The sequence below is a fragment of the Lysobacter sp. Soil_C_15 genome, from assembly GCF_057657315.1.
The window spans coordinates 416,827-436,066 of the sequence record NZ_JBDGIR010000003.1 but is presented as its reverse complement, the minus strand read 5'-3'; the positions used below and the strand labels follow the sequence as shown (position 1 = coordinate 436,066).

13 protein-coding genes and 1 pseudogene are annotated in these 19,240 nt (G+C 69.8%); 6 read left to right on the top strand and 8 right to left on the bottom strand.

All coding sequences use genetic code 11. The annotated features are described in order from the left end of the window. Positions 1-846: 846 nt before the first annotated feature. The 3 genes from AC3A57_RS09835 to AC3A57_RS09825 are packed head-to-tail and all read right to left on the bottom strand — an operon-like array spanning position 847 to position 7,324. Positions 847-5,901 carry an NAD-glutamate dehydrogenase gene (locus AC3A57_RS09835; RefSeq protein WP_487578744.1) on the bottom strand — a complete coding sequence of 1,685 codons (5,055 nt, stop codon included), beginning with the start codon at positions 5,899-5,901 and terminating at the stop codon, positions 847-849. Further along, on the bottom strand, positions 5,891-6,151 hold the full coding sequence (locus tag AC3A57_RS09830; RefSeq protein WP_487578743.1) for a hypothetical protein: 261 nt from the start codon (positions 6,149-6,151) through the stop codon (positions 5,891-5,893). The genes AC3A57_RS09835 and AC3A57_RS09830 overlap by 11 nt, the downstream gene beginning before the upstream one ends. Positions 6,152-6,163: 12 nt before the next feature. Then, on the bottom strand, positions 6,164-7,324 hold the full coding sequence (locus AC3A57_RS09825; RefSeq protein WP_487578742.1) for an acyl-CoA dehydrogenase family protein: 1,161 nt from the start codon (positions 7,322-7,324) through the stop codon (positions 6,164-6,166). A 469-nt stretch (positions 7,325-7,793) separates the two neighbouring features. On the opposite strand from AC3A57_RS09825, the pseudogene AC3A57_RS09820 reads away from it, so the two are divergent. The 4 genes and pseudogenes from AC3A57_RS09820 to AC3A57_RS09805 all read left to right on the top strand — a co-directional run. After that, positions 7,794-8,723: pseudogene (locus tag AC3A57_RS09820) on the top strand (ArsR/SmtB family transcription factor); the annotation flags it as partial. Positions 8,724-8,766: 43 nt separating this feature from the next. Beyond that, on the top strand, positions 8,767-9,873 hold the full coding sequence (locus tag AC3A57_RS09815; RefSeq protein WP_487578741.1) for a homocysteine S-methyltransferase family protein: 1,107 nt from the start codon (positions 8,767-8,769) through the stop codon (positions 9,871-9,873). A gap of 94 nt (positions 9,874-9,967) precedes the next feature. Beyond that, positions 9,968-12,739, top strand: coding sequence for a methionine synthase (metH, locus tag AC3A57_RS09810; protein ID WP_487578740.1), 2,772 nt, complete (start codon positions 9,968-9,970; stop codon positions 12,737-12,739). Positions 12,740-12,850: 111 nt separating this feature from the next. Further along, positions 12,851-13,573 (top strand): hypothetical protein, encoded by a 723-nt coding sequence (locus AC3A57_RS09805; RefSeq protein ID WP_487578739.1) that lies wholly within the window; start codon positions 12,851-12,853, stop codon positions 13,571-13,573. A gap of 84 nt (positions 13,574-13,657) precedes the next feature. On the opposite strand, the gene AC3A57_RS09800 is transcribed toward AC3A57_RS09805, so the two are convergent. The 3 genes from AC3A57_RS09800 to AC3A57_RS09790 all read right to left on the bottom strand — a co-directional run bounded on the left by AC3A57_RS09800 (position 13,658) and on the right by AC3A57_RS09790 (position 16,188). After that, positions 13,658-14,485, bottom strand: a complete 828-nt coding sequence (locus tag AC3A57_RS09800) for a right-handed parallel beta-helix repeat-containing protein (RefSeq protein WP_487578738.1) — start codon at positions 14,483-14,485, stop codon at positions 13,658-13,660. A 132-nt stretch (positions 14,486-14,617) separates the two neighbouring features. Next, complete coding sequence (locus AC3A57_RS09795) at positions 14,618-15,448, bottom strand: right-handed parallel beta-helix repeat-containing protein (RefSeq protein ID WP_487578737.1); 831 nt, start codon at positions 15,446-15,448, stop codon at positions 14,618-14,620. Positions 15,449-15,645: 197 nt separating this feature from the next. Next, complete coding sequence (locus tag AC3A57_RS09790; protein ID WP_487578736.1) at positions 15,646-16,188, bottom strand: TetR family transcriptional regulator; 543 nt, start codon at positions 16,186-16,188, stop codon at positions 15,646-15,648. 152 nt (positions 16,189-16,340) lie between these two features. On the opposite strand from AC3A57_RS09790, the gene AC3A57_RS09785 reads away from it, so the two are divergent. Both AC3A57_RS09785 and AC3A57_RS09780 read left to right on the top strand, forming a co-directional pair. Beyond that, positions 16,341-17,126, top strand: a complete 786-nt coding sequence (locus AC3A57_RS09785) for an SDR family NAD(P)-dependent oxidoreductase (RefSeq protein WP_487578735.1) — start codon at positions 16,341-16,343, stop codon at positions 17,124-17,126. A gap of 127 nt (positions 17,127-17,253) precedes the next feature. Beyond that, positions 17,254-18,081, top strand: coding sequence for an alpha/beta fold hydrolase (locus tag AC3A57_RS09780; protein ID WP_487578734.1), 828 nt, complete (start codon positions 17,254-17,256; stop codon positions 18,079-18,081). Positions 18,082-18,231: 150 nt separating this feature from the next. Here the strand turns inward: AC3A57_RS09780 and AC3A57_RS09775 are convergent, their stop codons facing one another. Both AC3A57_RS09775 and AC3A57_RS09770 read right to left on the bottom strand, forming a co-directional pair. Next, positions 18,232-18,951 carry a DUF2058 domain-containing protein gene (locus AC3A57_RS09775; protein WP_487578733.1) on the bottom strand — a complete coding sequence of 240 codons (720 nt, stop codon included), beginning with the start codon at positions 18,949-18,951 and terminating at the stop codon, positions 18,232-18,234. Between the two features lie 38 nt (positions 18,952-18,989). Further along, complete coding sequence (locus AC3A57_RS09770; RefSeq protein WP_487578732.1) at positions 18,990-19,220, bottom strand: SlyX family protein; 231 nt, start codon at positions 19,218-19,220, stop codon at positions 18,990-18,992. Positions 19,221-19,240: the final 20 nt, after the last annotated feature.

Here is a 19,240-nt window from a genome sequence, read left to right as displayed (position 1 = left end):
CGGCTCCGTGAACAGGCCGCCAGCATAACCCGCCGACCGTGGCGGTTTCCGCACGCCCCGTCGCGCCTCGCCGATGCCGGCCTGCGGGCGCATTCCGCAGGACGCGCCGCACCCTTCCAGGGCAGGAGCGGCGCCCCAGGGATTTCCTCTGGTCACCAGCCGCGATCGCGTCGCCGCAGCCACCGTGCAAGCGCCGCGCTCCCTGCAGGAGCGGCGTAAGCCGCGGCCGCGCCGGCTCGGCTGCGGCGCCGGCCCGGATCGGCCGTGGTTCCGCGGTCGCGGCTCACGCCGCCCCTACAAGAAGGGCGATGCTTGCGCCCATAGCCAGACAACAAAAAAACCTCTCCCTGGCAGGAGACGGCTCGAGCGCTGCGATCCCAGTAGGAGCGGCGTAAGCCGCGATCGCGCCGGCTCGGCTGCGGCGCCGGCCCGGATCGGCCGCGGTTCTGCGGTCGCGGCTCACGCCGCCCCTACAAGAAGGGCGATGCTTGCGCCCATAGCCAGACAACAAAAAAACCTCTCCCTGGCAGGAGACGGCTCGAGCGCTGCGATCCCAGTAGGAGCGGCGTAAGCCGCGATCGCGCCGGCTCGGCTGCGGCGCCGGCCCGGATCGGCCGCGGTTCTGCGGTCGCGGCTCACGCCGCTCCTACAAAAGAGGCGATGCCTGCATCTTGGCCGGGCGGTGCGGTCGCGGCTGGTGACCATGGGAAATCCCTGAGGGACGCCGCTCCTAGTCCGACGAGATGCCCGGGCCAGACAACAAAAAGCCCCCTCCCTTGCGGGAGAGGGCTCGATGGCGATCGGTTGCCGCGCGCAGGACCGGCCTGACGGCCGGCCTGCGCTCGATCAGCCGCGTGCGGCCAGTTGCGACAAGCGCTGCACCGCGACCGAGGCGGTCGGGTAGTCCAGGCTCTTCTGCGCCGCCAGCTCGGTCAACATCGCCAGGGTGAAGCGCAGCGACTGGTCGTCGCGGCCCAGCCACTGCTGGACCTTGGCCTCGGCGGTGGCGCCCGGCATCTTCAGCACCTGGCCGACCAGGATCCGCTGCTGGGTCGAGAGCTCCTCGCGCAGCACGCCGCGCGCGACCGCGTGCCAGCGGCCGTCGACCACCAGGGCATCGATCTGCTCCTGCAGCCACGGCAGGCGCAGCGCTTCGCCGAGGCGGAAGTGGACCTTGGCTACCTCGACCGGCTTGAGCTTGCGCTCGCGGGCCAGTTCGATGATGTCGCAGCTCGGCTCCAGGTACGGCAGCGCCGCCAGCTGCGCCGCCAGCGCTTCCGGCACGCCCTTGGCCTTCCAGTCGGCGTAGGCGGCGTCGTGCGCCGGCCGCTGGCCGTCGCCGAGGATGCCCTTGCCGGCGCGGATGTCCTTGAAGCCGTCGTGGTAACGCTCGACCGCGGTGGTGATGTCCGGAATCGCGCCCGGCCGCGACAGCAGCCAGCGGGTGAACGAGCGCTGCAGGTTCCAGATCACCTGCAGGGCGTCGATCTGGGTCGACTCGGCGACCGCGCCGTCGAGCGCGTCGATCTGCGCCCACAGGGCGCGCGCGTCGAGGGTCTCGCGGGTGATGGTGAAGGCCTTGGCGACTTCGCCCGGGGTGCGGCCGCTGTCTTCCTGCATGCGCAGCAGGAAGGTCGCGCCCATCCGGTTGATGGTCGAGTTGGTCACCGCGGTGGCGATGATCTCGCGCTTCAGGCGGTGGTTCTCCATCGCCTTGGCGTACTTCTTCTGCAGCGGCTCGGGGAAGTAACGGACCAGCTCCTTGGACAGGTACGGGTCTTCCGGCACGTCCGAATCGAGCATCTGCTGGAACGCCACCAGCTTGGAGTACGACAGCAGCACCGACAGTTCCGGACGGGTCAGGCCCTGGCCGCGCGCCTTGCGCTCGGCGATCTCGGCGTCGGACGGCAGGAACTCGATCTGGCGGTCGAGCAGGCCCTGCGACTCCAGGGTGCGGATGAAGTGCTGCTTGGACCCCAACCGGCTCAGGCTCATCCGCTCCATCAGGCTGATCGCCTGGTTCTGGCGGTAGTTGTCGTTCAACACCAGGCCGGCCACTTCGTCGGTCATCGACGCCAGCAGCTTGTTGCGCTCGGGCAGGGTCAGCTTCTTCGCCTGGACCTGGCCGTTGAGCAGGATCTTGATGTTGACCTCGTGGTCGGAGGTGTCCACGCCGGCCGAGTTGTCGATGAAGTCGGTATTGAGCAGCACGCCGTGCTGGGCCGCCTCGATGCGGCCGAGCTGGGTCAGGCCCAGGTTGCCGCCCTCGCCCACCGTCTTGCAGCGCAGATCGCTGCCGTTGACGCGCAGGCCGTTGTTGGCGCGGTCGCCGACGTCGGCGTTGGACTCGCTGGAAGCCTTGACGTAGGTGCCGATGCCGCCGTTCCACAGCAGGTCGACCGGGGCCTTGAGGATCGCGCTCATCAGCTCGACCGGGCTCATCGCCGCGGCCGCGCCCTCGATGCCCAGCGCCGCCTTGATTTCCGGCGACAGCGGGATCGACTTGGCCGAGCGCGGGTACACCCCGCCGCCCTTGCTGATCAGCTTCTTGTCGTAGTCGTCCCAGCTCGAGCGCGGCAGCTTGAACATGCGCTCGCGTTCCTTGAACGTCCTGGCCGCGTCCGGGTTCGGGTCGAGGAAGATGTGGCGGTGGTCGAACGCCGCGACCAGGCGGATGTGCTTGGACAGCAGCATGCCGTTGCCGAACACGTCGCCGGACATGTCGCCGATGCCGACCGCGGTGAAGTCCTGGCTCTGGCTGTCGCGGCCCATCGCGCGGAAGTGGCGCTTGACCGACTCCCAGGCGCCCTTGGCGGTGATGCCCATGCCCTTGTGGTCGTAGCCGACCGAGCCGCCGGAGGCGAAGGCGTCGTCGAGCCAGAACTTGTGCTCGGCGGCGATGCCGTTGGCGATGTCGGAGAAGGTCGCGGTGCCCTTGTCGGCGGCGACGACCAGGTACGGATCGTCGTTGTCGTGGCGCACCACGTTCTTCGGCGGCACGATCTTGCCGTCGACGATGTTGTCGGTGATGTCGAGCAGGCCGTTGATGAACATCTTGTAGCAGGCGATGCCCTCGGCCAGCACGGCGTCACGGTCGCCGCCCAGCGGCGGACGCTTGGCGAAGAAGCCGCCCTTCGAGCCGACCGGCACGATCACGGTGTTCTTGACCATCTGCGCCTTGACCAGGCCCAGCACTTCGGTACGGAAGTCTTCGCGACGGTCCGACCAGCGCAGGCCGCCGCGGGCGACCGGGCCGAAGCGCAGGTGCACGCCTTCCACGCGCGGACCGTAGACGAAGATCTCGCGGTAGGGCTTGGGCTTGGGCAGGTCCGGCACCTGGGCCGAATCGAACTTGTAGCTGACGTAGCCGCGCTCGCCGCCGTCGGCGGCGCGCTGGTAGTAGCTGGTGCGCAGGGTGGCGTTGATCACGCCGATGAAGCTGCGCAGGATGCGGTCCTCGTCGAGGCTGGAAACGCGGTCGAGCAGGCCCTTGAGCGCGCCCAGGGTCGCTTCGGCCTGGGCCTCGCGCTTGCCGCTGCGGGCGTCGAGCACCGGCTGCAGCACCGCCAGCACCGCGGCGTCGCCGCCGGCGAGCACTTCGAACTGCTCGCGCAGGCGCTCCTGGCCGGCCTTGATCTCGGCCTTGCTCTCGCTGCCGGTGCTCGGGTCGAAGCGGGCTTCGAACAGCTCGACCAGCAGGCGCGCCAGCAGCGGATAACGGCTGAAGGTTTCCTCGACGTAGCTCTGCGAGAACGGCACCCCGACCTGCAGCAGGTACTTGCAGTAGGCGCGCAGCATCGCGACCTGGCGCCAGGACAGGTTGGCGGCCAGGATCAGGCGGTTGAAGCCGTCGTTCTCGGCGTTGCCGCGCCAGATCTGCGCGAACGCGTCCTCGAAGGTCTCGTCGAGACGGTCGACGTCGATGTCCTGGGTGGCGGTCTCGACTTCGAAGTCCTGGATGTAGAGCGGCTGGCCGTCGACGCTCAGCCGATAGGGGTGCTCGGAGATCACCCGCAGGCCCATGTTCTCCATCATCGGCAGCGCATCCGACAGCGGGATGTCGTCGAGCTGGCGGTAGAACTTGAAGCGCAGGCCGCCCTCGCCCTGACGGGTCCGGCACAGGCTCAGGCGCAGGTCGTCCGGGCCGCTCAGTGCGGCCAGGTGGGCGATGTCCTGAGCGGCGACCGCGGCCGAGACCTCATCGATATAGCCCGCCGGCAAGGCGCGGCCGTAACGGTTGGCCAGGGCCAGGCCCCGTTGCTCGCCGTGGCCGCGGACCAGCGCGTCGCGCAGTTCGTCCTGTCGATTGCGCACGATCTCGGCCAGCTCGGCCTCGATCGCGGCGTTGTCGATCTGCACCGCCTCGCCCGACTTCGGCCGCACGATCAGGTGCAGCTGGGCCAGCGGCGATTCGCCGATGTGCACGGTGGTGTCGACATGCTCGCCGTGCAGCTTGTCCTTGAGCATCGCTTCCACGCGCAGGCGCACGTCGGTGTTGAAGCGCTCGCGCGGGATGTAGGCCAGGCCGGAGAAGTAGCGGCCGTAGCGGTCGCGGCGCAGGAACAGCTTGCTGCGCACGCGCTCCTGCAGGCCGAGGATGCCCGAGGCGGTCTTGAACAGTTCCTCCTCGCTGGACTGGAACAGCTCGTCGCGCGGCAGGGTTTCCAGCACGTGGCGCAGGGTCTTGCCGCTGTGGCTGTCGGCGGCCAGGCCGGAGCGCTGCATCACGTAGGCATGGCGCTGGCGCACCAGCGGGATGTCCCAGGGGCGACGGTTGTAGGCGCTGGAGGTGTACAGACCGAGGAAGCGCTTTTCCGCCACCGGGCGGCCTTCGGCGTCGAAGCTCAGCACGCCGATGTAGTCCATGTAGCCCGGACGGTGCACGGTCGAGCGGGCATTGGTCTTGGTCAGGATCAGCGCGTCGACCGAACCGGACTGCGGCATGTAGTGCGCCGCCAGCGAGGTCAGCGGACGCGGCTTGCCCGCATCCTTGCCGCGCAGCAGGCCCAGGCCGCTGTCCTTGATCGCGCGCAGCACCTCCTGGCCGCCCTGCTTGACCACCTCGTATTCGCGGTAGCCCAGGAAGGTGAAGTGGTTGTCGGCGGCCCAGTGCAGGAAGGCCTGCGCCTCGCGCTTGCCTTCATCGGCGACCGGCATGCGCTCGCCGACCAGGTCGTCGGCGACGGCGTTCATGCGGTCGCGCATCTGCGCCCAGTCGCGCACGATCGCGCGCACGTCGGCGAGCACCACGTCCAGGGCCTGCTTGATCGCAGCCATCGCCTCCGGCGTCTGGCGGTCGATTTCCAGGTGCATCAGCGACTCGGACACGCCCTGCCCGACCGCGACCAGCTTGCCGGCCTTGTCGCGCTGGAAGGTCACTACCGGGTGGCCGAGCACGTGCACGCCGATGCCCTGGTCGGCCAGGGCCATGGTCACCGAGTCGACCAGGAACGGCATGTCGTCGTTGGCGATCTGCAGCACGGTGTGCGGCGATTCCCAGCCCTGCGCCTTGAGGGTCGGGTTGAACAGGCGCACCAGGGCGGTGCCCGGCTTGCGGTCGCGGGCGAAGTCGAGGAAGTCGGCGGCCAGCGCGGCCCAGCCCTCGGCCGGGTGCTGCGGCAGCTCGTCGCCGCTCATGCGCTTGTAGAACGCCTGGGCGAAGGCCTCGGCCTCGACATGGCGCGCCTTCGGCAGGCGCTTGCGCATGGCCTCGACGATCGGGCCTAGGTCGACGGCCTGCGTTTCGGCCGCCGGCGCGATGCGCGGCGCCTTGGCCGCGGCGGACTTGGCGGCCGGCTGGGTCGCGGCCTGCTTGACCGGGGCTTGCTTGGACGAAGCCGGCTTGGCGGCCTTGGCCGGTTTGGCGGGTTCGGACTTGGAAGCTTTGGTTTTATTGCTCATGGGAACGTTGGCGATCCGGATGGAATGAGGCCCACGCTTTCGCGCGGGCCAAGAGGAAGTCGGTGCGGGGGATGGGGGCGATCGAGGCTTGCAGGGCGGCGATGGACGCGGCGCCGTAATCGAGCGACGCGCCCACGCGGCCGCGCGCCGTCGGGCGCGGGCCGGCTACGGCGGCGGCGTTCGCGACGCGCAAGCCCATGCCGCCGTCCTCAGGACAGGCGGTGGGCCGTGACGAGCCGAAACGTTTCATCGGGCTGGGGCTTCAGCGCAGGCCGGTTTCGTTGCGGGCGATGACCAGGCGCTGGATTTCGCTGGTGCCTTCGTAGATTTCGGTGATCTTGGCGTCGCGGAAATAGCGCTCCAGCGGCATTTCCTTGGAATAGCCCATGCCGCCGTGGATCTGCACCGCCTGATGGGCGATCCACATCGCCGCCTCCGAGGCGGTCAGCTTGGCGATCGCCGCCTCGTTGCTGAAGCGGCCGCCGTTCTTCTCCGCCTGGCCCTTCTGCCAGGCCGCGCGCAAGGTCAGCAGCAGGGCCGCGTCGAGCTTGCACTTCATGTCGGCGATCTTGGCCTGGGTCATCTGGAACGCGCCGATCGGCTGGCCGAAGGCCTTGCGCTCGCGCACGTAGGCCAGGGTCGCCTCGTAGGCGGCGCGGGCGATGCCGATGGCCTGGCTGGCGATGCCGATGCGGCCGGCGTCGAGCACGCCCATCGCGATCTTGAAGCCGTGGCCCTCGTCGCCGAGCACGTCTTCGGCCGCGGCGACGTAGTTCTCGAACTCGATCTCGCAGGTGGCCGAGGCGCGGATGCCGAGCTTGGGCTCGGTCTTGCCGCGGTGGAAGCCCGGCTTGGCGGTATCGATCATGAACGCGGTGATGCCGCGCGCGCCCTTGTCCGGGTCGGTCATCGCGAACAGGACGATGTACTTGGCCACCGGGCCGGAGGTGATCCAGCTCTTCTTGCCGTTGATCACGAAGCTGCCGTCGGCCTGCTTGACCGCCTTGCAGCGCATCGCGGTGGCGTCGGAGCCGGACTGCGGCTCGGTCAGGGCGAAGGCGCCGATTTCGCGGCCCTCGGCGATCGCGCGCACGTACAGCTGCTTCTGCGCCTCGGTGCCGAACTTGAGGATACCGTTGCAGAACAGCGAGTTGTTGACCGACATGATGGTGGAATGGGCGGCGTCGCCGGCGGCGATCTCGACCATCGCCAGGACGTAGCTGATCGGGTCCATGCCCGCGCCGCCGTACTCGGCCGGCACTTCGATGCCCATCAGGCCGTTCTCGCCCAGGGTGCGGATGTTCTCGAGCGGGAACTCGCCGGTCCGGTCGTGGTGCTCGGCGCTGGGAGCAATCTTTTCCTGGGCGATACGGCGCGCCACGTCCTGGATCATCAACTGCTCTTCGGTAAAGCCAAAATCCACGTCGCACCTCTGCTGGGTTTGAGCGCTGCGGCCGTTCCCCCATTGCGGCGCGCTCTTCGGCGCTGCCGCGTCCCGGAACGACCGGCGCGTTGGTTCTGCGTCCTGGTCCGCGCTCCGTTGCCCGGACCGCGACTGCGAATTGTAGCCGCGCGCGCCGAATAACCCCACCCGTCCGGCTGCCCGGATCTGGCGTCATCCGCGCGCCGCCGGCGCGCTTCAGTCGCCGTTGCGGCTTGCTGCACCGCCGCACGACTTGACCTGGACGCACGGTCGGCACACACTCATCGCTATATCGCGATACGTTGATGGATGCTCGGGACTCGGGACTCGGGACTCGGGACTCGGAGCTCGGGACTCGGAGCTCGAGCCTCGGGGCTCGAGCCCAGCGCTCGGTTCCCCGCTTTGCCGAGTCCCGAGTCCCCAGTCCCGAGTCCCGCCCCCACCCACATCACACAGACCCACACGACCGATGGATCTCGAAGGCTGGTCCTCCCGACTCAAAGTATTCGCCGACGCCACCCGGGTCCGGCTGCTTGCGCTGCTCGAGCGCGAGGAGCTGACCGTGGCCGAGCTTTCTGCGATCACCCGGCTGGCGCAGCCGCGCGTGTCCACCCATCTGTCCAAGCTCAAGGAAGCCGGGCTGGTGCGCGACCGTCGCGCCGGCGTGTCGGCCTATTACCGTTTCGACGAGGCCGCGCTCGACCAGGCCCAGCGCGCCCTGTGGCAGACCCTGAGCACCGGCAGCGACGACCCGCTGCTGCGCCAGGACGCCGACCGCGTCGCCGCGGTGCTGGCGATGCGCGCCTCCGACCAGAACTGGGCCGATTCGGTCGCCGGCGACATGGAACGCCATTACTCCCCGGGCCGCACCTGGGAGGCGCTGGCGCGCTCGGCCCTGCCGTTGCTGCAGCCCGGCGACGTGCTCGACATCGCCTCCGGCGACGGCGTGCTGGCCGAACTGCTGGCGCCGCACTCCAATCGCTATGTCTGCCTGGACGCCAGCACCAAGGTCGTGGCCGCGGCCTCCGAGCGCCTGCGCAAGCTGCGCAACGTCGAAGTCCGCGAGGGCGACATGCACGCCCTGCCGTTCGAGGCGGCCAGCTTCGACCTGGTGGTGCTGATGCACGCCCTGACCTATGCCGAACACCCGGCCCAGGCGGTGGTCGAAGCGGCGCGCGTGCTGCGCCCCGGCGGCCGCCTGCTGCTGACCAGCCTGGCCCGCCACGAGCACCGCGGCGCGGTCGAGGCCTTCGGCCACGTCAACCTGGGTTTCGCCGAAAAAGACCTGCAGAAGTTCGCCAACAAGGCCGGCTTCGACATCGTCAGCTGCGAAACCGTAACCCGCGAGCGCCGCCCGCCGCATTTCGAAGTGATCGCCCTGATGGCGCGCAAGCCCGGCGCCGAGCCGGCGCGCAAGCCGGCGAAGAAGTGAGGACCAGCCGATGAAACAGCTACCGTGGATCCATCCCGAACGCGCCCAGGCCCTGCTGCAGGGGTTGGCCCAGCGCATCCTGGTCATCGACGGCGCGATGGGCACGATGATCCAGCAGCACACGCTGGAGGAGGCCGACTACCGCGGCGAACGCTTCGCCCACGGCTACGACCGGCTGTACCTGGCGCACGGCGACGACCACGTCCACGGCGAAGGCTGCGGCTGCGCGCGCGACCAGCGCGGCAACAACGACCTGTTGACCCTGACCCGGCCCGACATCATCGCCGGCATCCACCGCCAGTACCTGGAGGCCGGCGCCGACCTGGTCGAGACCAACACCTTCAACTCGACCACGATCTCGCTGGAAGACTACGGGCTGGAACACCTGGCCCGCGAACTCAACCTCGAAGGCGCGCGGCTGGCGCGCGGGGTCTGCGACGAGATCGAAGCGCGCGACCCGTCGCGGCCGCGCTTCGTGATCGGCGTGCTCGGCCCGACCAGCCGCACCGCCTCGTTGAGCCCGGACGTCAATCGTCCCGGCTACCGCGCGATCAGCTTCGATCAGCTGCGCGCGGCCTACCGCGAGGCGGCCGACGGCCTGATCGACGGCGGCGCGGATGTGCTGATGGTCGAGACCATCTTCGACACCCTCAACGCCAAGGCCGCGCTGTTCGCGATCGAGGAAGCCTTCGACGCCCGCGGCGCGCGCCTGCCGGTGATGATCTCCGGCACCATCACCGACGCCTCCGGCCGCACTCTGTCGGGCCAGACCGCCGAAGCCTTCTGGTACTCGGTGCGCCATGTCCAGCCGACCGCGATCGGCTTGAACTGCGCGCTCGGCGCCAAGGACCTGCGCGTGCATATCGATGTGCTGGCGCAGATCGCCGACGCCTGCATCAGCACCCACCCCAACGCCGGCCTGCCGAACGCCTTCGGCGGCTACGACGAAACCCCCGAAGACATGGCCGCAGTGCTCGGCGAGTTCGCTCGCGCCGGCTTGCTCAACCTGGTCGGCGGCTGCTGCGGCACCAGCCCGGCGCACATCGCCGCGATCGCCCAGGCGGTCGAGGGCGTGGCGCCGCGGGCGCGGCTGCAGCTGATCGACGCGGCGGCATGAACTTCCACCAACTTCCCGCGCGCCCTTCCTATCGTCATTCCCGCTTGCGCGGGGATGACGGGCAAAAGCGAACGCCAAGAATCAGCAGCAGGCAATGACCGATTCCCTTCCCCGCCATACCCGTCTCAGCGGCCTGGAGCCGCTGCAGATCACGCCCGAAAGCAACTTCGTCAACGTCGGCGAACGCACCAACGTCACCGGCAGCGCGCAGTTCAAGAAACTGATCCTGGAAGGCCGCTACGACGAAGCGGTCGCGGTCGCGCGGCAGCAGGTCGAAAGCGGCGCCCAGGTCATCGACGTCAACATGGACGAGGGCCTGCTCGATTCCGAGCAGGCGATGGTCACCTATCTCAACCTGATCGCCGCCGAGCCGGACATCGCCCGGGTCCCGGTGATGGTCGACAGTTCCAAGTGGAGCGTGATCGAGGCCGGACTGAAGTGCCTGCAGGGCAAGGGCATCGTCAACTCGATCTCGATGAAGGAAGGCGAGGCCGAGTTCCTGCGCCAGGCCCGGCTGGTGCGCCGCTACGGCGCGGCGGTGGTGGTCATGGCCTTCGACGAGGCCGGCCAGGCCGACACGGTAGAGCGCAAGGTCGAGATCTGCTCGCGCGCCTACCGGCTGCTGACCGAAGAGATCGGCTTCCCGCCCGAGGACATCATCTTCGACCCCAACGTGTTCGCGGTCGCCACCGGCATCGAGGAACACAACGACTACGCGGTGGCGTTCATCGAGGGCGCGCGCGAGCTCAAGCGCCGCTTCCCGCACAGCCACATCTCCGGCGGCGTCTCCAACGTCTCGTTCTCGTTCCGCGGCAACGAGCCGGTGCGCCAGGCGATCCACGTGGTGTTCCTGTACCACGCGATCCGCGCCGGCATGGACATGGGCATCGTCAACGCCGGCGCCCTGCCGCTGTACGACGACCTCGACGCCGAATTGCGCGAACGGGTCGAGGACGTGGTGCTCAACCGCCGCTCCGACGCCACCGAGCGCCTGCTCGAGATCGCCGACCGCTACAAGGGCAAGAAGGGCGAGAAGAAGGTCGAGGACCTGCGCTGGCGCGACAAGCCGGTGCGCGAACGCCTCAGCCACGCCCTGGTCCACGGCATCGACCAGTGGATCGAAGAGGACACCGAGGCCGCCCGCAGCGAGGCCGCGCGCCCGCTGGACGTGATCGAAGGCCCGCTGATGGCGGGCATGAACGTGGTCGGCGACCTGTTCGGCGCCGGCAAGATGTTCCTGCCGCAGGTGGTCAAGTCGGCGCGGGTGATGAAGAAGGCGGTGGCCTACCTGCTGCCGTACATCGAAGCCGAAAAGCTGCGCACCGGCGACGCCGGCAAGTCCAACGGCAAGATCGTCATGGCCACGGTCAAGGGCGACGTGCACGACATCGGCAAGAACATCGTCGGCGTGGTGCTGGCCTGCAACAACTTCGACGTCGTCGACCTCGGCGTGATGGTGCCGGCGCAGACCATCCTCGACCGCGCCCGCGCCGAGAACGCCGACCTGATCGGCCTGTCGGGCCTGATCACCCCCTCGCTGGAAGAGATGAGCCACGTCGCCCGCGAGATGCAGCGCCAGGGCTTCACCATGCCGCTGCTGATCGGCGGCGCGACCACCTCGCGCGCGCACACCGCGCTGAAGATCGACCCGCACTACCAGGCCCCGACGATCTGGGTCAAGGACGCCTCGCGCGCGGTCGGCGTGGCCCAGTCGCTGATCTCGATCGAGCTGCGCGAGCCGTTCGTCGCCGCCAACGCCTCCGACTACGCCGAGATCCGCCAGCGCCACCGCAACCGCGGCGACGGCAAGCGCCTGGTCTCGCTGGACAAGGCGCGCGGCCAACGCTTCGACGGCGGCTGGGCCGAGTACGCGCCGCCGGCGCCGAAGCTGGCGCCGGGCGTGTACGCGTTCGACGACTATCCGCTGGACGAACTGGTCGACTACATCGACTGGACCCCGTTCTTCAACACCTGGGAACTGGCCGGGCGCTACCCGGCGATCCTCAGCGACGACATCGTCGGCGTCCAGGCCAGCGAGCTGTACCGCGACGCGCGGGCGATGCTGGGCAAGATCGTCGAAGAGAAGTGGATCTCGGCCAAGGCGGTGTTCGGCCTGTGGCCGGCCAACGCGGTCGGCGACGATGTGGTGGTCGACTTGCGGGACTCGGGACTCGGGACTGGGGACTCGCAGAGCTTCGCCAGCCCGTCGCCTCGCCGCGTCGAATCCCCAACCCCCGATCCCGGATCGCAAACCCTGCACTTCCTGCGCCAGCAGGCCGACAAGCCGGCCGATCGACCGGACTTCTGCCTGGCCGACTTCATCGCCCCGCGGGATTCCGGCCGCCAGGACTGGATCGGCGCGTTCGCGGTCACCGCGGGGCTGGGCATCGAGCCGCACGTGGCCCGCTTCGAGGCCGACCACGACGACTACAACGCGATCATGCTCAAGGCCCTGGCCGACCGTTTCGCCGAGGCCCTGGCCGAGCGCCTGCACGAGCGCGTGCGCAAGGAGTTCTGGGGCTACGCCGGCGACGAGGCGCTGGACAACGATGCCCTGATCGACGAGGGCTACCGCGGCATCCGCCCCGCCCCCGGCTATCCGGCCTGCCCGGAGCACAGCGAGAAGGCCAGCCTGTTCGCGATGCTCGACGCCGGCGCCAACGCCGGCCTGGAGCTGACCGAAAGCTTCGCCATGTACCCGGCCGCGGCGGTGTCCGGCTATTACTTCAGCCATCCCGACAGCCAGTACTTCGTGGTCGGCCGGGTGTCCAAGGAGCAGGTCGAGGACTACGCCCGGCGCAAGGGCGCGAGCCTGGCCCAGGCCGAACGCTGGCTGGCCTCGAATCTGGATTACGATCCCGAATGAGCGGTGCGGGCCCTGCGGCCCGCGTCCGCTCGCGCCTCCCGGCCCGGTCGCGTTGCCGGCGACGGGCGCCGCGCCCCACCGACCATCGCCGTCACCCAGAGAGTTGCCAGGATGAGCGACATTCTGCTGCCCGAAGACCTCGCCGAGGACGCTTCCTCGGACCCGCGCGGCAATGCCGCCTTCATCGAGAAGCACGCCGGCCCCGGCCGGATCGGCCTGTGCGGCGGCCGCGACTTCATCAACAAGCTGATCCGCAAGGCGCAGGCGCCGCTGACCGAGGACGGCCATCGCAGCCTGTGGTCGCACGCGTTCTTGTTCAACGAACGCCGCAGCGACGGCCAGTGGTGGGTGATCGAGTCCGACCTGGACCTGCGCTATCGGCAGATCCGCCTGGGCGTGCAGGAGAACCGGGTCGCGCGCTATTACGACGCCGAAGCCTTTCCGAACATCGCGATCCTCGACTTCGGCCTGGACCAGGCGCAAATCCGCCAGGTCCAGATCGCCGGGCTGGACCTGCTGGCCGGCTTGTCGAGCTATTCGATCAGCGAACTGGTCGGCACCTTGATGGCCATGCACAGCCGGCGCCTGCGCCGGCGCAGCAACCTGCTGGCCAAGGAGGGCGCGCTGTACTGCTCGGCCCTGGTCCAGCACTGCTATCACGCCGCCGGCATCGAGTTCCTGCCCGGCGTGCCGGGCAAGAACATCGCCCCGCACGACATCGACGACTCGCCGATCCCGCACGCCACCCACCGCATCATCCGCGACCTGGGCGTGTCGACGGTGCGCACCCTGGCCCACAGCGCCCGCGCGCGGCTGAGTTCGGCGCTGGACTGAAAGCCGGCGCAAGCGGACGCCGCCGGCGGACCGGCGGCGTCGCGATGCCGGACGGCGGGTTCGAGCGAACCTCGCCGCGGGGGTTTACGGGCCGGGCGGCGGCAACGGACGCTCGACGTTGTGGCGGCTCACCGCGCATTCGGAGAAGCCCGAGCGCTGGGTATTGACGAACACGTTCTCGACGCAGGTCGCATCGACCGCGCCGGTCATGCCATGCGGCAGGCCCGGCTCGGACTGCATGATCGTGTTGTGCACCACCCGCGCCCGCGGCGAACGATCGAACTGGATCATCCGGTCGACGCCGGCGAAGTCGAGGAACTGGTTGCCGATCAGCTGGGTGTCCGGCGCATCGGCCAGCCACAGGCCGCGCCGGCCGTCGCGAAAGCCGGCGACGACGTTGTTGCTGAGGATCGCGCGATTGAGGCCGATCACCTGCACCGCCGCATGCGAGCCCCAGGACGGTTCGGTGTCGTAATAGCCGAAGATCCGATTGCCCGTGACCCGGATCGGCGTGGCCAAGGGGTCGTGCCGGCCGTGCACCAGCAGCGGCGCCTGCCTGGCCCGCAGCACCGTGTTGTTGACCAGTTGCGAGGCGCCGCGCGCGTCCAGTTCGATGCCGCGCTCGAAGCCGTCGACGCGGCAGTTGCGCACGATCAGGTTGTCGCCGTGGGCGCGGATGCCGGCAGGGCCGGCGCCGCCGCCGGGCGGCGCGATCAGGCTGCGGCTGCGGCAGTCCAGTTCGATATCGCTGCCCTGGATCTCGATCGGCAGGCTACGGTTGGCGCTGAGGCAGTACTTGCCGGGATGGAACACCTGCACCTGTTGGGGATCGAGCACGGTTTCGCAGGCCAGCGCGGACCCGCTGAGCATCAGGCCCGACAAAGCCAGGCCGGTAATGGCGATGAGTCGCATGAAGTTCCTCTTCGTGAGTTGTCCTTGTGCGGCACGGAGCGCCGTCCCGGCGCCCCGTCCGCACCACGATCATGGACCCGCGATGTCGCCCTGGACGCGACCGGGGCCGCGGCCGGGGACCAACCCGACGATTCAAGGGACGGGTTGGCTGATCTGCTCGAGGTTGTTGCGCTTGGCCGCGCACAGCGCCAGGTTCGACGGCGTGGTGTTGACGAACACGTTCTCGATGCAGGTGGCGTTGCCCACGCCCTCGCCTTCGATGCCGCGGACGTTGTACGGCCGCAGCGCAGTCACGGTGTTGTGGACCAGGCGCGTGCGCGGCGAATAGCGGTCCAGGTAGAACGCCGAGCCGACGCCGGACTCGAAATCCAGCACCTGGTTGCCGGTCAGGCGCACATCGGCCGAATGTTCGACATGGACCACGCCTTCGCCGCCGAAACCGGCGATCACGTTGTTGACCGCCTGCAGATGGTTGGCGCCCTGCAACCGGATCGCCACCACCGGCTGCACGGCGCCGTGGTTGCCGTAGTTGGCGATGCGGTTGCCGATCAGGCGCACGCCGTCGCCTTCGGGCAAGTCGTTGCCCTGCACCAGCAAGCCGGCCGACCGCGGACGCAGCACGGTGTTGTTGACGATCTGGGTATCGCTGGCGCGGTCGACGTACACACCGCGCGGCCAGCCCTCGATGCGGCAATTGCGCACGGTCACGCCGCGGCGCGGCGATACCGAAATGGCCGTGTCCCAGGACGAGCCGGCGCCGTTGCCGAGCAGGCGGCCGCGGCAATCGAGTTCGACGTTGTCGCTGCGGATCTCGATCGGCAGTTCGCGATCGGCGAACAGGCAGTACTTGCCGGGGGCGGTGATGTCGCGTTGGTCGGGCTGGAGCACGAAATCGCAGGCCGAAGCCGAAGCGCTGGCGAAGACGGCGGCCAGGGCGAGGCCCGCACGGGAAACGATGCGCATGAAATCCCTCTCTTTGTGGTGGTCCATCGGTGGCGATCGACTGACGGCAATCGATTGACGGCAATCGATCCGGTGCGCGGCGAACGCACGAACGCCGCGCCGGCCGAGTATGCGCGCGCGCCGTTTCACCGAGTCAGATCGCAGCGGCGAGACGACGGTCCGCGACGCCGGGACGGCGCGCTGCGGCTGCGGCGCGATCAGGGCCGGGCTTCGATCCAGTCCCGGGTCTGCGCCAGCAGTTCGGCCGACAGCTCGGGATCGTCGCTGGCGCGGGCCAGGATCAGCGCACCGACCATCGCCGACCAGCGTCCGATCGCGTGGCGGCGGCGCTCGGCGCAGTTGGCCCCGGGCGCCGAGACGGTCATCGCCTGCAAGGCCTGGCGCAGGAACCCGGTCATCGCCGCGCGCGCCTGCGGCGACTGGCGCAGCGTCTCGGCGGCCAGGCCGGCGGTCGCGCAGCCGCCGGCGAGGTCGGCGCAGTGCTCGGGCGAGAGGTAGGCGGCGAGAAACGCCGCCGGCTCGGCGGGCGCCTCGGTCGAGGCCAGCGCATGGGCCAGGGCCTGCGCGATCAGGTCGTCCTTGGACTGGAAGTGACCGTAGAAGGCGCCATGGGTGAGCCCTGCCGCCTTCATTACCTCGGCCACCGTCACCGCCTCGAACCCGCGCTCGCGGAACAAGCGCGCCGCGGCCTGCAGGATCCGCCGACGGTTCTCTTCGACCTGCTCGCGACTGACTTTCATGACCCCTCCGGCACAGGCTTGACATGTTACATGATGATCGTCATGATAACTTAAACATTACGCTCATCATCAATAAATCGCCATCCCTCGCCCTTCCCGCCCGCCGCTCCTGCCTTTCAACCGCTAGCTCCTAGCCCATCCAGGCCCTATCCATGCCCACTCCCACCGTTCTCATCACCGGCGCCTCCAGCGGCATCGGCGCCGTCTACGCCGACCGCTTCGCCCGGCGCGGTCACAACCTGGTCCTGGTCGCGCGCGATCGCGCCCGCCTGGACGCCCTCGCCGAACGCCTGCGCCGCGAGGCCGGGGTTCAAGCCGACGTGCTGGTCGCCGACCTCAGCGATCCGGCCGCGCTGGCCGCAGTCGAAGCCCGCCTGCGCGACGACGCCGCGATCGAAGTGCTGATCAACAATGCCGGCGCCAGCCTCGCCGGCGGCTTCCTCGACCAGGGCCCGGACCGGGTCGGGCAACTGATCGCGCTCAACGCCGTCGCACCGGCGCGGCTGGCGGCGGCGATCGCGCCGCGCCTGGCCGCGGCCGGCCGCGGCGCGATCGTCAACATCGGCTCGGTGGTCGGGCTGGCGCCGGAGTTCGCGATGGCGGTGTACGGCGCCACCAAGGCCTTCGTCCAGCATTTCAGCCAGGCCCTGCAGGTCGAACTGGGACCGCGCGGCGTGTACGTGCAGGCGGTGTTGCCGGCGGCGACCCGGACCGAGATCTGGCAGCGCTCGGGCAAGGACGTCAACAGCCTGCAAGGGGTCATGGAGGTCGACGAACTGGTCGACGCCGCCCTGCTCGGCTACGACCGCCGCGAGCCGGTGACGATCCCGCCGCTGCCGGACGAGGCGCAATGGACGGCGCTGGAAAACGCCCGCCGGGCGATGCTGCCGAATTTCGCCCAGTCCCGCGCCGCAGCGCGCTACCGCAACCGCGACTGAGCGCCGCCCGGAGCGGCCGCGCCGGGCGCGCGAACCGCGGCGCGCGGCGCTGTCGCCAAACAGTACGCAATGGTATGTTTGGCGCCCCGCGCCGCCTCCGCCGGCATCCGCGACCCGCGCCCGCTCCATGACCGATCTGTTGTTGTTCTCCCACGCCAACGGCTTTCCGGCCCCGGTCTACGACCTGATGCTGGAGTCCCTGGCCGGTCGCTTCCGGATCGAACGCCCGGAGCGGATCGGCCACGACCCGCGTTACCCGGTCACCCGCGACTGGCCGCACCTGGTCGAGGAGCTCAGCGCCCGCATCGGCGCCGCCGCCGGCGACGCCGGCCGGATCTGGCTGGTCGGGCACTCGCTCGGCGGCTATCTGAGCCTGCTCGCCTCCCTGCGCCTGGCCGGCAGTGCGCTCGGCGCGCGCGTGGCCGGGGTGGTGATGCTGGATTCGCCGCTGATCGCCGGCTGGCGCGCGCGCCTGGTCCAGGTCGGCCGCCGCACCGGCCTGGACAACCTGGTCATGCCGACCCGCGCCACCTTGCAGCGCCGCCGGCATTGGCCCGATCCGGACGCGGTGCGCGCGCATTTCCTGGCCAAGCCGGCGTTCGCGCGTTGGGACCGGCGGGTGCTGGAGGCCTACGTCGAACACGGCACCCGCGCCGCCGGCGACGGCTCGCGCGAGTTGGCCTTCGAACGCGAGATCGAGTACCGCATCTACCGCAGCCTGCCGACCACCGCGCTCAGCGACTGCGTGCCGCAGGTGCCGGTGCCGGTCGGGTTCCTGGCCGGCACCCGTTCGCGCGAATTGCGCCACGCCGGCCACGCCGCGACCCGGCGCCTGGTCGGCGAACGCTGGCGCTGGCTGGAAGGCAGCCATCTGTTCCCGATGGAACGGCCGCTGGACACGGCGCAGGCGATCGAGGCGATGATCGACAGCCTGGCGCCGCAGGCTCGGCGCTGAGCGCGCGCGATCGGCGAGCGGCATGCGGGGGGCCGGCGGCGCAGCCGCGGCCGCCTCGCGCCTTCCGGTCGCGCTGACGAAGACAGCGGCATCGCGCCGCTGTTCGACTGCCGACGACGCGCCGGGCCTGGGCGACCCGGCGCGAGGGACTCACCAGACCAGGTCGTCGGGCACCTGATACTGCGGATCGGCGTACGGGTCTTCGTCGGCCGGCGCGTTCGGGTCGACCTTCAGCGCCACCGCCGGGGCGAACACCGCCTCGGCCTGGGCCAGCATCGCCGCGGTCACCAGCACGTAGCGGCCTTCCATCTGCACCACGCCGAGTTCGCCGGCGTTGAGCTGCTTGAGTTGGGCCTCGGTGACGTAGATGCGCTTGATCTTGCCGCCGTACGGGAAGTGGCGCGCGATCTCGGCGTCGGCGGCGTTCAGCGCCTGGTCCTTGAGCAGTTCGGCGAGCTTGGCGCGCGCCTCGCGGCGCAGGCGCGCCTCTTCCTGCTTGGCCTGCTCGGCGGCGATGCGCTCTTCCTTCTCGCGCTGGGCGCGGATCGCATAGGCCTTGGCCAGGTCGATGTCCTCGCGCGTGCGCGGCTTGCCCTGACCCGGACGGCCCTGGCCGGGCTTGGCGGCGCCGCCCGGCTTGTGGCCGCCGGACGGACGGCCGTCGGCGCGGGCGCCGTCGGGCCGCGGGCCGCCGGGCTTGCGCGCGTCGTGGCGCGGCTGGCCCGGGCGCGCGCCCGGCTTGGCGTCGGCGCGGGCGCCGCCGCCGGGCTTGCCGCCGCGGCGTTCGTCGGGCTTGCGCTCGCTGCGTTCGGGCTTGGGCGCGGGCTTGAAGCCCAGGCCCAGCAATTGGTCGCGGAGACTGTCGCTCATGATTCGGTACTTGAAGTTCGGTGCTGGAGCGAAAGCGCTCAGTAATGCGGCGGAGGCGGTTCGGCGGCGGCGTCGCCGGTCAACGGCGTCGCGGCCATGGCGGCGCGCAGGTGCTTGATCTCGTCGAGCGCGCGGTACAGCAGCAGCGAATTGCGCGCCTCTTCGCTGCGCGCGGCGGCCAGCGCGTCGCTGAGTTCGTTGAGCGCGTGTTCCTGGAACGCGAGCCGCGTTTCCAGGTCGATCAGGCGCTGGTCGAGTTCGTTGGTCACGGTTGCGCTCGCTCGGAAGA